The 12,589-nt window shown below is 72.0% G+C and carries 13 protein-coding genes; 5 read left to right on the plus strand and 8 right to left on the minus strand.

Features of this window, described 5'->3' with window-relative positions; translation table 11 throughout:
* Window positions 1–46 precede the first annotated feature (46 nt).
* Window positions 47–1,267 (plus strand): amidohydrolase, encoded by a 1,221-nt coding sequence (locus I4Q55_RS09250; protein ID WP_242545618.1) that lies wholly within the window; start codon window positions 47–49, stop codon window positions 1,265–1,267.
* On the opposite strand, the gene I4Q55_RS09255 is transcribed toward I4Q55_RS09250, so the two are convergent.
* The 7 genes from I4Q55_RS09255 to I4Q55_RS09285 all read right to left on the minus strand — a co-directional run bounded on the left by I4Q55_RS09255 (window position 1,218) and on the right by I4Q55_RS09285 (window position 8,359).
* Window positions 1,218–2,156 (minus strand): alpha/beta hydrolase, encoded by a 939-nt coding sequence (locus I4Q55_RS09255; RefSeq protein ID WP_206785630.1) that lies wholly within the window; start codon window positions 2,154–2,156, stop codon window positions 1,218–1,220. The genes I4Q55_RS09250 and I4Q55_RS09255 overlap by 50 nt on opposite strands.
* A gap of 52 nt (window positions 2,157–2,208) precedes the next feature.
* Complete coding sequence (locus I4Q55_RS09260) at window positions 2,209–3,105, minus strand: TauD/TfdA family dioxygenase (protein ID WP_206785631.1); 897 nt, start codon at window positions 3,103–3,105, stop codon at window positions 2,209–2,211.
* Window positions 3,102–4,415 carry an LLM class flavin-dependent oxidoreductase gene (locus tag I4Q55_RS09265; protein ID WP_206785632.1) on the minus strand — a complete coding sequence of 438 codons (1,314 nt, stop codon included), beginning with the start codon at window positions 4,413–4,415 and terminating at the stop codon, window positions 3,102–3,104. The genes I4Q55_RS09260 and I4Q55_RS09265 overlap by 4 nt, the downstream gene beginning before the upstream one ends.
* The gene (locus tag I4Q55_RS09270) at window positions 4,412–5,254 is read right to left on the minus strand and encodes an ABC transporter permease (RefSeq protein ID WP_206785633.1); all 843 of its coding nucleotides are present in this window, start codon (window positions 5,252–5,254) and stop codon (window positions 4,412–4,414) included. The genes I4Q55_RS09265 and I4Q55_RS09270 overlap by 4 nt, the downstream gene beginning before the upstream one ends.
* On the minus strand, window positions 5,251–6,024 hold the full coding sequence (locus tag I4Q55_RS09275) for an ABC transporter ATP-binding protein (RefSeq protein WP_206785634.1): 774 nt from the start codon (window positions 6,022–6,024) through the stop codon (window positions 5,251–5,253). The genes I4Q55_RS09270 and I4Q55_RS09275 overlap by 4 nt, the downstream gene beginning before the upstream one ends.
* On the minus strand, window positions 6,021–7,040 hold the full coding sequence (locus I4Q55_RS09280) for an ABC transporter substrate-binding protein (protein ID WP_206785646.1): 1,020 nt from the start codon (window positions 7,038–7,040) through the stop codon (window positions 6,021–6,023). The genes I4Q55_RS09275 and I4Q55_RS09280 overlap by 4 nt, the downstream gene beginning before the upstream one ends.
* 101 nt (window positions 7,041–7,141) lie before the next feature.
* Window positions 7,142–8,359 (minus strand): ROK family protein, encoded by a 1,218-nt coding sequence (locus I4Q55_RS09285; protein ID WP_206785648.1) that lies wholly within the window; start codon window positions 8,357–8,359, stop codon window positions 7,142–7,144.
* Window positions 8,360–8,575: 216 nt separating this feature from the next.
* On the opposite strand from I4Q55_RS09285, the gene I4Q55_RS09290 reads away from it, so the two are divergent.
* Both I4Q55_RS09290 and I4Q55_RS09295 read left to right on the plus strand, forming a co-directional pair.
* Window positions 8,576–8,911 (plus strand): helix-turn-helix transcriptional regulator, encoded by a 336-nt coding sequence (locus I4Q55_RS09290; RefSeq protein WP_206785650.1) that lies wholly within the window; start codon window positions 8,576–8,578, stop codon window positions 8,909–8,911.
* A gap of 1 nt (window position 8,912) precedes the next feature.
* Window positions 8,913–9,392, plus strand: a complete 480-nt coding sequence (locus I4Q55_RS09295) for an SRPBCC family protein (RefSeq protein WP_206785652.1) — start codon at window positions 8,913–8,915, stop codon at window positions 9,390–9,392.
* Here I4Q55_RS09295 and I4Q55_RS09300 read toward each other — a convergent pair.
* Entirely contained in the window at window positions 9,361–10,329 is a 969-nt protein-coding gene (locus tag I4Q55_RS09300) for a YafY family protein (protein ID WP_206785653.1), read from the minus strand. The genes I4Q55_RS09295 and I4Q55_RS09300 overlap by 32 nt on opposite strands.
* Window positions 10,330–10,391: 62 nt before the next feature.
* On the opposite strand from I4Q55_RS09300, the gene I4Q55_RS09305 reads away from it, so the two are divergent.
* Both I4Q55_RS09305 and I4Q55_RS09310 read left to right on the plus strand, forming a co-directional pair.
* Window positions 10,392–11,519, plus strand: coding sequence for an epoxide hydrolase family protein (locus tag I4Q55_RS09305; protein ID WP_206785655.1), 1,128 nt, complete (start codon window positions 10,392–10,394; stop codon window positions 11,517–11,519).
* On the plus strand, window positions 11,516–12,580 hold the full coding sequence (locus I4Q55_RS09310; RefSeq protein WP_206785657.1) for a winged helix DNA-binding domain-containing protein: 1,065 nt from the start codon (window positions 11,516–11,518) through the stop codon (window positions 12,578–12,580). The genes I4Q55_RS09305 and I4Q55_RS09310 overlap by 4 nt, the downstream gene beginning before the upstream one ends.
* Window positions 12,581–12,589: the final 9 nt, after the last annotated feature.

A 12,589-nucleotide genomic window follows, 5' to 3' on the forward strand; every position in this document is an offset into this window, starting at 1 on the left:
TCCGCCGGAGTAGCCCCGCGCGGCCCGCGCGAAACACCACGGTGGCATGACCGTGGGGGGTTGGGGTATTCCGGACGGCATGGAGTGGCACGAGGAGCTGCACGAGCGGGCCGACGAGCGCATCGAGCACCTGGACGAGCGGCTGTGGGCCGTCGCCACCGCGCTGCACGAGCGTCCGGAACTGTCCTATGAGGAACACGAAGCCGCCGAGCGGCTCACCGGCGAACTGGCCGCGGACGGCTTCGCGGTGGAAACCGGCGTCGCCGGGCTCCCCACGGCGTTCGTCGCACGCGCCGGCGAGGGGCGGCCGTGCGTCGCGCTGCTGCTGGAGTACGACGCCCTGCCCGGCCTCGGGCACGCGTGCGGGCACAACCTGATCGCCGCGGCCGGCCTGGGGGCCGCGTTGGCCGCCAAGGAGGTGCTGGGGGACACCCCGGGCTCGCTGCTCGCGGTGGGCACGCCGGCCGAGGAACGCGGCGGCGGCAAGGTCGCGCTGGCCGAGGCGGGCGTCTTCGACGACGTCGACGCGGCCCTGATGGTCCACCCCGGCGTCCACTCGTGGTCGTGGGCGCCGCTGACCGCGCAGGTCGAGCTCAAGGTGACCTTCCACGGCCGGGCCGCGCACCCGACCGGCGACCCGGAACACGGCATCGACGCCCTCGCCGCGCTGATCCAGGCGTTCGGCGCGGTGTCGGCCCTGCGCCAGCGGCTGCCCGCGGGCTCGCACGTCCAGGGCATCATCACCCACGGCGGCGAGGCGACGAACATCGTCCCCGACCGCGCCGAAGGCCGGTTCGGCCTGCGCGCGCTGACGACCGACGCGCTGGACCGCCTGGTCGAGGACGTGACAACGTGCGCGGAGGGCGCGGCGCTGGCGACCGGGGCGAAGGCCGACGTCGAACGCCTCGGGCGCGGGTACGCCCACTTCCGCGACAACCCGGTGCTCTCGGAGCGGTTCACCGAGCACCTGGCGGCGTGCGGCATCCACGCGACCCCGCCGGCGCCGGGGGTCTTCCTCGGGTCGTCGGACATCGGCGACGTCAGCGTCCGCGTCCCGGCGATCCACCCGTTCGTGGCGATCACCGCCGAGGAGATGTCGGACCACACGCCGGAGTTCGCGGCCGCGGCGGCGAGCCCGCGGGGCCGGGCGGCGATGCTGGCCTCGGCGGCGGCGCTGGCGCGCACGGTGATCGACCTGCGGACGCACCCGGCGCTGGTCAGCCGCGCGTGGGACTGCTTCCGGGACCTGGCGCGGAACGGGCGCTGACCGGGCGCCGCCGCAGCAGGCGCTCCACGTGGTTCATCGCCTCGCGGCCCTCCGGGATCGCCTGCATGAGCCAGTTGTGGAACATGCCGGGGTATTCGCGGTAGTCGAGCTCGACACCCGCGTCCCCGGCGCGTTCGGCGAAGCGGCGGGCGTCGGGCAGCAGGACGTCCCGGGTCCCGATGAACAGCGTGATCGGGGCCAGGCCGGCCAGGTCGGCGTGGATCGGGCTGACGAGCGGGTCGCGGGGATGGCTGCCCTCGGCGTACATCCGGCCGGCTTCGCGCAGCCCGGCGATGCCGAGCATCGGGTCGGTCTCGTCGAGCAGCTCCGAGACCGGGTCCTCGAGCAGGACGTCCAGCCACGGCGAGTACAGGACCAGCCGTTCGGGCTGCGGCCGGCCGTCCGCCCGGAGGTTCTGCGCGATCGCCAGCGCCAAGGCACCGCCCGCGGAGTCACCGGACACCACGACCCGCTCGGCGTCGATCTGGTCGTAGGCCGCCTGCACCATCGGGATGGTGGCGGTGTGGTCGTGATGCGGGACCAGCGGGTACACCGGCAGCGTCACCGCGCAGCCGAGCCGCGCGACCAGGTCCGCGGCGTAGCGCCAGTGGTGCTTTTCGACCTGCTCGACGTACCCGCCGCCGTGCAGGTGGAGCACGTGCAGGTCGGACGCCGGTCCAGAGCGCGGCCGGAACGTGTAGCAGGGGAAGCCGCGCACGTAGTGCTGTTCGACGTCGACCCGCCGCCGGACCTTCCGCGGCGGCCGGGCCATCGACGGCTTCTGGTGCCGCGCCAGCCGGTGGTGCAACGCCGAGGCGTCGTCGTAGAACCGTTTCTGGCCCGACGCCCGCAGCAACCCCATCCTGACCTTCGCCTGCACACTGACCACTGCACACTCCTTCCCGTCCGCACCCGGTTACCCGGGCGCGGACGGGCACTAACTACGCGACGGAGGTGTAGTGCGACGCGTCACCTTCGAGTGACTCACTCGGCCGCCCGTCGATGCCGACGGGGACGTCCCCGGCGACCGTGACGCGGTTGAGCCGCCGCGGCAGGCCGTCGTAGTTGTCGATCGCGTAGTGCTGGGTGATCCGGTTGTCGAACAGCACCAGCTGGTCCGGCTCCCACGCCACCCGCACGATGTTCTCCGGCCGCGTCACGTAGGACTGCAGCAGCCGCAGGAGGTCCCGCGACTCGTTCACCGACAGCCCTTCGATCCGCTGCGCGAACCCACCGATGAACAGGCCGCGCTCGCCGGTCACCGGGTGCACCCGCACCACCGGGTGCACGGTCCGGTACTTCCGCGAGACGAACTGCGCCCGGCGTTCCCGCTCCTGCTCGTCCACCGTCTCCGGCGGCTGGACGTAGTCGTAGTCGTTGGTGTGCACCGCCCGCAGCGTGTCGGCGAAGGCGCGCAACGGTTCCGGCAGGTCCCGGTAGGCCGCGGCGGCGTTCGCGATCAGCGTCTCCCCGCCGTAGGGCGGCACCACCAGGCTCCGCAGCGTGCTGGCCTTGGGCGGGTTGAGGACGAAGGTGACGTCGGTGTGCCAGTGGTTGGCGCGGCCCCGCTCGCTGTCGACGGGCAGGATCGTCGGCGCGCCCTCGACGGCCGGAACCGTCGGGTGGGCCTTGGTCAGCTCGCCGAAGTGCGCGGCGAACCGCTGCTGGCCCTCGTCGTCGAGGCGGACGTTCCGGAACACCAGCGCCTTGTGCTCGTGCAGGGCGTCGGTCAGGAACGCCACCTGGGACTCGTCGAGGTCGCCGGCCGGGTCGAAGCCGACGATCTCGGCGCCGATCCTCCCGGTCAGCTTGCGGATGTCGGTGCCGATGGTGGTCATGCGGGCTCCTTCACTCGGTTGCGGTTGACGGGCCGCGCGAGGCCGTAGTGCTCGCGCAGGGTGGTGCCGGAGTACTCGGTGCGGAACAGCCCGCGCCGCTGCAGTTCCGGGACGACGAGGTCGACGAAGTCGTCGAGCCCGCCGGGCAGGGTGGGCGGCATGACGTTGAAGCCGTCGGCGGCGCCGCCGCGGAACCACGCCTCCAGCTCGTCGGCGACCTGGACCGGGGTGCCGGCGAAGACGCGGTGCCCCCGCCCGCCCGCGAGCCGTTCCAGGAGCTGCCGGATGGTGAGGTCTTCACGCCGGGCCAGGCCGACGACCAGGTCGAACCGGCTCTGGCCGCCTTCGGTGAAGCTGCCGACCTCCGGCAGCGGGCCGTCCAGCGGGTAGCCGGTGACGTCGTGGTCGAGCATCTTGGACAGCTGCTGCAGGCCGTAGTCCGGGGTGATCAGCGCGTTCAGCTCGGCTTCGCGCTCGCGGGCTTCCGCTTCGGTGCGGCCGAGGATCGGCGAGATCCCGGGGAGGATCTTGATCTCGTCCGGCGTGCGGCCGTACTTCGCGAGCCGGCCCTTGACGTCGTCGTAGAACGCCTTGCCCTCGGCGAACGTCTGCTGCGCGGTGAACACGGCTTCGGCGTGTCGAGCGGCATATTCCTTGCCGGTCTCCGACGACCCGGCCTGCACGAGCAGTGGGTAGCCCTGCGGTGGGCGTTCGATGTTGAGCGGGCCGCGGACCTGGAAGTGCGGCCCGTCGTGGGCGATCGCGCGGATCCGGTCGGTGTCGGCGTAGACGCCGCTCGCCCGGTCGACGAGCGCGGCGTCGTCGTCCCAGCTGTCCCACAGCTTCTTGACGACCTCGATGAACTCCCCCGCCCGGTCGTACCGCGCGGCGTGCGCCGGGCGCTTGGCCAGGTTGAAGTTGCGGGCCTCGTCGATGCCCGCCGAGGTGACGATGTTCCAGCCCGCGCGGCCGCCGGAGAGGTGGTCGAGCGAGGCGAACTTGCGGGCCAGGTGGTAGGGCTCGTTGTAGGTCGTCGACGCCGTCGCGATCAGTCCGATGTGGACCGTTGACGCGGCGAGTGCGGACAGCAGCGTCAGCGGTTCGAAGTGGCTGTGCGAGTTGTGCTTGACGTTGCCCCACAACGCGACGCCGTCGGCGAGGAAGATCGAGTCGAGCTTCCCGCGCTCGGCGGTCCGCGCGATGTCGACGTAGTGCTGCAGCGTCCGGGCCCGGTGCGGGTCGGTCGAGGGGTGCCGCCACGCGGCTTCGTGGTGGCCGTTCGGCATCACGAACGCGTTGAGGTGCATCATGCCTTCTCCTTGGTGCGCCAAGTGGAAAACCGCCGTTCGAGGCCGACGAAGCCGGCGTTGACGACGACGCCGAGCACCGAGACCGCGATGATCCCGGCGTACATCTGCTGGATCTGGAAGTTCACCTGGCTCGTGTTGATCAGATAGCCGAGCCCGGCCTTGGCGCCGACCATCTCCGCGGCCACCAGCACCAGGATCGAGTAGGACGCCGCCATCCGGATGCCGGTGAACACCGTCGGCACCGCCGAGGGCAGGATCACCTTCCGGAACAGCCGCGGGCTCGACAGGCCCAGCGAGCGGGCCGCCTTGACCAGCAGCGGGTCGACGGTGTTGACCCCGGCGATCGTGTTGAGCAGCACCGGCCACACGCAGGCGTACACCACGAGGCTGACCTTCGACAGCTCGCCGATGCCCAGCAGCAGGGTGAACACCGGCAGCAGGGCCAGCGCGGCGGTGTTGCGGGCCAGTTCCAGCAGGGGCTGCAGGAACCGCGCCACGGGCCGGTACCAGCCGATCAGGAGGCCGAGCGGCACGGCGACCGCGACGGCCACCGCGAACCCCGCGGCGGACCGGCCGACGCTGGCCAGCAGGTGGTCGGCGAGCTCGCCGTCGAGGACGAGCTCCCACAGGGCCTGCAGGTCTTCGGACAGCGGGGGCAGGAACGTCCGCGTGCTCTCGTCGAGGACGAACCGGGGGCCCAGCTCCCAGAGCAGCACGAACAGCACGACCGCGGCCGAGGCGTGCACCGCACGGGTGAGCTTCTTCGTGAACCGGCGCGGTTTCGGCGGTGGATCCTCGGGTCTGGTGTGGACAGCCGGGGCTTCGAGGGTGGTGGTCATCGGGCCGCGCTCCGTTCGTGTTCGGCCGCCTTGCGGACCTCGTCGTGCAGCAGTTCCCAGAGCCGGTGGCGCTGCCGCCCGAACTCCGGCCCGGACCGGACGTCGCCGGTGCGGTCGCCGAGGTCGACGTCCACCACGGCCTTGAGCCGGCCGGGCCGTGACGTCAGCACCGCGACCTGCTGGCCCAGGTAGACGGCTTCGTCGATGCCGTGGGTGATGAAGACGATCGTCTTGCCGGTGCGGCGCCAGATCCGCAGGAGTTCTTCCTGCAGCTGCTCGCGGGTCTGGGCGTCGAGCGCGGCGAACGGCTCGTCCATCAGCAGCACGGCCGGGTCGGAGGCGAGGCTGCGGGCGATCGCTACCCGCTGCTTCATCCCGCCCGACAGTTCGTGCGGGTAGCGGTCCTCGAAGCCGGACAGCCCGACCAGGGCGAGGTATTCGCGCGCCCGTTCCGCCCGCTGCCGCTTGCCGAGCGGCCCGCCTTCGAGGCCGAACTCGACGTTGGCGCGGGCGGTGCGCCACGGGAACAGCGCGTACTGCTGGAAGACGACCCCGCGGTCGAGTCCCGGGCCCCGCACCGGCTCGCCGTCGATGAGCACCTCACCGGACGTCGGGGTGGCGAGCCCGGCCAGCAGGTCGAGCAACGTCGACTTGCCCGAGCCGCTGGGGCCGACCAGCGACAGGAAGGTGCCGTCGGCGATGTCGAGGGAGACGTCGTCGAGCGCGGTGAGCTCGCCAAAGGTCTTGGTCACCGAGCGGATGCTGATCACTTGGTCACCGCCGGCGCGCCGTCGCGGTAGGGGTTGAACTCGTTGGTGTAGAGCTTCGCGGCGTCGATCTTGTCGTGCTTGAGGTAGCCCTCCTGCTTGAGCCACGGCTCCCAGCGGGTGTAGTCGGCGTCGGAGATGAGGCCGCCGCGGGTGATGCCGACGCTCTTCCAGTACTTCAGCGTGTCGGTGCTTTCGTTGCGGCCGCGGGCCTTGATGATCTTCGTGAAGCGGGCGATCACCTCGTCGCGGGGAGTCGTGCGTTCCCACTCGATCGCCCGAGCCACGGCGGAGACGAAGATCTTCGCGGTCTCCGGGTACTTCTTGATGAAGTCGGTGCGCAGCACGTACGGGCCGCCGTTGTAGGGCCCGAACGCGCCGACGTCGGTGAACAGCGGGCGGATGCCGCCGGCCGCGACGGCGTGGTCCTGCAGGATGCCTTGCAGCGCGGCGACGTCGAGCTGGCCGTTGCGCAGCGCCTGCTCGGCGTTCACCGGCGGGATGACGACGAGCTGCACCTGCTTGATCTCGTCGTCGGAGAGGCCCTGCCCCTTGAGCCAGGTGTCGAGCGCGGCCTCGAGGTTCGCGCCCGCGGTGTTGACGCCGACCTTCTTGCCGATCAGGTCGCGGGCGGTCCGGATCGGGCTGTCGGTTTTGGTGTAGAAGCCGATGAAGGCCAAGGCGTCGGAGCCGTAGTAGTTGACGACCGCCTTGACCGGGGCGCCGGCTTCGACGAGCTTGACGACCGCGCCGGTGAAGGCGCCGCCGAAGTCGGTCTGGTCGGTGGCCGCGGACTGGATGTCCTGCGGGCCGCTGATCGTGTTGCCGACCCACTTGAGCTTCACGGGGCCGAAGTAGCCCAGGTCTTCGGCGAGTTCGGGCAGGGTGACGGCGTTCGCGCTGCCTTGGTAGCGCAGCTCCAGCTTCTCCGGTTGCCCGGGCGCACCGGTGGCCGTCGCCGAAGCGCAGCCGGCCAGCAGCATCACGGCGGCGGCGAACAGGGGCAGGGTTTTCTTCACGGTGGTTTCGTCCGTTCCGGGAGTCGGTGGGGTTGCCGCAATTATTCGCAGCACCCGGACGGACGGTCAATTTTGCGAGTTGGTGAAATAACTCCGCCGATTCACGAGGCGTGGGGCCACCGTGTCAGGATCGGACCGAGCGGGTCTCCGTAGAGGACGTCGAGGAGCACCGCGCCGCCGGCGGTGGCCAGCTCGGTGCCCGGGAAGCTCGTGCCCACAACGGTTTCCGCCGGAGTGGGGCAGCGGGACCGGTCGCCGACCTCGTCCCGGATGATGGGAAGGCAGCTTGGCACGTGGGCTACACTCCGATCGACCACCACGAGCACGGCGGGATTGAGCACGTCGAGCAGCAATGCCGCCGCCTGGCCGAGCAACCGGGCGCGCTCGTGGAACATCCGCAATGCCGCGGAATCGCCGTCGACGGCGAGCGTGAGCAATTCCGGAAAGTCCGGAAGCGTGAGCAATCCGTTTTCCACGCCTTTGCGCGCGAGCGTTGCCTCGGAAACGGCCGCCTCGAGGCAGCCGGTCCGCCCGCACCGGCACGGCTCGCCGCTGTCGTCGACGCGCAGGTGCGCCACGGCGCCCGCGGCCGAGCGCGGCCCGTGGTGCACTGTGCCGCCGGTGGCGAAAGCGGCGTCGACGACGTTGCCGGCGAACAGTTGCACCACGCTGTCGCGGGCCCGCGGGTGCCCGAAGAGCCGTTCGGCGTGCACCAGCGCCCGCGCGTGCCCGTCGACCTCCACGGCCAGCCCGGTGCTGCCGGCCAGCAAGTCGCGGACCGGCACGTTCCGCCAGCCGAGCAGCGGGTGCTCGACCACGGTGCCGGACTCGCGGTCGACCCAGCCACCGGTGGCGACACCGAGTCCGAGCGGCTCACGGTCCGGGGCGTGCCCGAGCAGGAGGTCGTCGAAGATCTCGGCGGCGCGGGCGAGCAGGTCTTCGGCGGCCAGGCCGTCGTGTGGTTCTTCGTGCTGGACCAGGACGTTCCCGCGCAGGTCGAGCAGCGCGACGGTGGCGTGGTGCACGGCCAGATGCAGGGCGCCGGCGACATGCCGCCCGGTGTCGAGGTCGACCGGCACGTGCGGCCGCCCGACGCCCCCGCGTGACTCGGCTTCCGGGAGTTCGAGCAGCAGTCCTCGCTGCAGGAGCTCGGTGGTGTGCCCGGTGACCGCGGCGGCGGAAAGTCCCGTCCGCCGCGCGATGGTGCTGCGCGCAATCGGGCCGTCGTCGAGCACGGCCCGCAGCACGGCACTTGCGCTGGCACTGCGCCGGGCACCGCGCGCGTCCGTCCTCTGTGGACTCTCCGCCCGGCTGCTCATCGTCCGATCGTGACAGATCCGGCGGCGCGGGCCCAGCGTGCCCAGGATGCGGGCGGGCCGTCCGCGCCCGAGGTTCCTCGGTTCCTGCCGACGGCCCGGCTCTTGCGCCCCAATGTGGCGTTGGGTGCGTTGGACGCACCGAACGCCACATTGGGTGCATCCCGCACAGCTCCGGATGGGCTTGACGCATACCCATATGGGAATATGATAGGCCGGGTGGCACGAGCAGCGACTACGACGGACACCTTCAACGCGGTCGCCGAACCCCGGCGGCGGCAGATCCTCGACGTCCTCATGGCCGGCGAGCGGTCGGTCGGCGAACTCGTGGACCTGCTCGGTCTGGCCCAGCCCCAGGTGTCGAAACACCTGCGGGTTCTGCGCGAAGTCGGCGCGGTCGACGTGCGCGGCGACGGCCGCCAGCGGCTCTATCGGCTCAACGGCGCCGCGCTCAAGCCCATCCACGACTGGGTCAAGCGCTACGAACGGACGTGGGCGGCGCGGTTCGACCTGATGGACGACGTCCTCGAGGAACTCAAGGAACAGGAGCAGTGACGTGGAGATCACCACCCCCGCCGACGACCGGATCCTCATCACGCGCGAGTTCGACGCGCCGAAGCACCTGGTCTACCGCGTGTGGACCACGCCGGAACTGGTGAGCCGCTGGTGGAGCGGCCACCGCGGGACCACCACCGAGGTCAAGCTCGACCTGAGACCGGGTGGCCGCTGGCGGTACGTGCTGAAGACCGAAGACGGCGCCGAGGTCGGCTTCCACGGCGAGTACCGCGAGATCGTGCCGGACGAGCGGATCGTCTACACCGAGGTGTTCGAACTGCCGGGTGTGGACCCGGACGACGTCGACGGTCCGCTCAACACCGTCACCTTCATCGCCCTCGACGGCGACCGCACGCGCCTGGAGCTGCTGACCGAGACCGGCAGCAAGGAACTGCGCGACACGATCCTGCAGTCCGGCATGGAGGTCGGCATGCGGGAGCAGTTCGCGATCATCCAGGAACTGGCGGACTCCCTGCGTTAGCGGCCCGCAGGAACCGCTCGCCCGTCTTCGCCAGCGCCGCGGCGAGGTCCGGCGCGTCGAGCACCTCGAAGTCCACGTCGAGCAGCCCCAGGTACAGTCCGAGCAGCTGCGCGTTGTCGGACCCGACCTCGGCCACGCAGCTCTCCGGCCCGTCGGCCGTGACGTCGACCGCGATCGGCAGCCGGGCGCGGACGTCCGCCACCGGCGCGTGCAGCCGCACCCGGGCGTGGAACCGCCAGGTCGCCGCGCCCGCGCTGCGCTGCACGAACTGGGCGACGTCCCCCTCCGGGGGCTCGCGCGGGGTGAAGCGCGGGCCGGTCGGCACCTTCGGTGTCATCCGGTCGACGCGGAAGGTGCGCCAGCCGGCGCGGGCGGTGTCCCAGGCGACCAGGTACCAGCGGCGTCCCCAGTGCACCAGCCGGTGCGGCTCGACGTCGCGGCGGCTCGGCGTGCGCTGGTGGCTCGTGTAGTCGAAGCGCAGGCGCTCGCTCGCGCGGATGGCCGCCGCGATCGCGGTGAGCACGTCGGCGTCGACGGCCGGGCCGGCGCCGGGCACCGTCACCGTCGCCGTCTGCAGCGCCCGGACCCGGTGCCGCAGCCGCGACGGCAGCACCTGCTCCAGCTTGGCCAGCGCGCGCACCGACGTCTCGCCGATGCCGGCGACACCCGCCGCGGTCCGCAGCCCGACCGCCACCGCGACCGCCTCGTCGTCGTCCAGCAGCAGCGGCGGGAGCTGCGCGCCCGCGCCGAGGCGGTAGCCGCCCTGGACACCGGGGGCGGCCTCGACCGGGTAGCCGAGCTCGCGCAGCTTGCCGATGTCGGTGCGGACGGTGCGCGCGGTGACGCCGAGCCGGTCGGCCAGGTCGGCACCGGTCCAGTCGCGCCGCGTTTCGAGCAGCGACAGCAGCCGGAGGAGGCGGGCGGAGGTCTGCAACATTTTCCGAGGATCGCACGAATCGCGGAAGGAAGTCTTCCGCAATGGCTCCTAACGTGCTTCTCATGACGAACGAAATCCGCCCCTTCCGCATCGAGATCCCGCAGGCCGAGCTGGACGATCTGCACCGGCGCCTGGCCGCGGCCCGGTTCGCCGACCCGGTCCCCGGCGACGAGGCCGACTGGTCCCGCGGCATCCCGACCTCCGACGTCCGGGCGCTCGCCGAGTACTGGCGCGACGGCTTCGACTGGCGCGCCCAGGAAGCTGCCTTCAACGCGTTTCCGCAGTTCACGACCGAGATCGACGGCCAGACCATCCACTTCCTGCACGTCCGCTCGGCCCAGGCCGACGCGATGCCGCTGCTGCTCACCCACGGCTACCCGAGCTCGGTCGCGGAGTTCCTCGACGTCATCGGCCCGCTGACCGAGCCGGGCCCGGACGCGTTCCACGTCGTCGTCCCGTCGGTGCCCGGCTTCGGGTTCTCGACGCCGTTGAGCGGCCCCGGCTGGGAGCTGGCCCGCACGACCGGCGCGTTCGCCGAGCTGATGACCCGGCTCGGCTACGACCGGTTCGCCGCGCAGGGCGGCGACCTGGGGGCCGGTGTCACCGGCCGGCTCGCGGCGCTGTACCCGGACCGCGTCATCGGCACCCACGTCAACAGCGACCGCGGCACGATCGCCCTGGCCGGTGAGCAGCTGCCGCTGCCGGACGGCCTGTCCGAAGCCGAACAGTCCGAACTGGACGCCGCCCGCCGGGAATGGCAGGCCGACCGCGGGTACCTGGACCTCCAGTCGCACAAGCCGGAGACGATCGCGGCCGCGCTCACCGACTCCCCGGTCGGGCAGCTGGCCTGGATCGCGGAGAAGTTCGAGGCGTGGACCGGCGCGGACGGCGTCGACCGCGACCGGCTGCTGACCAACGTCAGCCTCTACTGGTTCACCCGCAGCGGCGCGAGCGCGGCCCGGTTCCTGTACGAGTCCGCCCACGCGGCGCACGGCTGGCTGGCCCCGTCGGACGTCCCGGCGGGCTGGGCGGTGTTCAACTCTTCGCCGATCGTCCGGCGGATCATGGACCCCGAGGAGAAGATCGCGCACTGGTCCGACTTCGCCGAAGGCGGGCACTTCGCCGCCATGGAGGAGCCCGACCTGCTCGTGGCCGACATCCGCGCGTTCTTCCGCGGACTGCGGCCGTGAACGTCCGCGCGCAGAACCGGGCGCTGCTCGCACGGCAGCACCTCCTCGAACGGACGTCGTCGACGGCCACGGCGATGCTCGGGCACCTGGTCGGGATGCAGGCGCAGGCGCCGCTCGCGCCGTACGTGGGGTTGTGGACGCGGCTCGCCCGGTTCCGGCCGGACGAGCTGGCGACCCTGCTCACCGGCCGCGACGCCGTGCGCGGGCCGCTGATGCGGGGAACTGTCCACCTGGTCCTCGCCGAGGACGCGCGGGTGCTGCGGCCGCTGGTCCAGCGCGTGGTGGCCGGCGGCTACACCGGCCACTTCGGCCGTCGCGTGGGCGACGCCGACCTCGACGCGGTCGCGCGTTTCGGCCGGGTGCTGCTGAACGAGCGGCCCCGCACCCGCCGGCAGCTGCAGGACGCGCTGGCCGCGCGATGGCCGGAGCACGACGCCGAAGCGTTGTCCTACGCGGTCGGCTACCTGGTGCCGACCGCGCAGGTGACGCCCCGCGGTGTCTGGGGCTCGACGGGCCCGGCGACGCTGACGACGTTGGAAGGCTGGCTCGGTGGTCCGCTGGCCGACGGTCCGTCCCTGGCGGACGTCGTGCGGCGGTACCTGAGGGCGTTCGGCCCGGCTTCGGTCGCCGACGTCCAGGCGTGGTCGGGGCTGACGAAGCTCCGCGAGGTCGTGGAGCAGATGGACCTGCGCACGTTCCGCGCGGAGTCCGGCGAGGTGCTGTACGACGTGGAGGACGGCGTGTTGCCGAACCCGGACACCCCGGCGCCGGCGCGGTTCCTGCCGGAGTACGACAACGTGCTGCTTTCGCACGCCGACCGGGCGCGGATCCTCCCGCCGGGCCGGCGGGTGCCGCTGCCGCCGGGCAACGGCGCTTCGCGGGGAACGCTGCTGGTGGACGGGTTCTATCGGGCGGACTGGCGGCTGCACCCCGACCGCCTGGAGGTCACCGCGCACGACCGGCTCACGGCGGGGGAGCGAGCGGAGATCGAGGCGGAAGCCGGGCGGCTGCTGGAGTTCCTCGGCGCGGGGGAGCGGTCTGTGCGAATCACCGGAAACTGAGCGCCGTGG

It is taken from the genome of Amycolatopsis sp. MtRt-6, assembly GCF_017308975.1.
In the GTDB taxonomy this organism is placed as follows: Bacteria; Actinomycetota; Actinomycetes; order Mycobacteriales; family Pseudonocardiaceae; genus Amycolatopsis.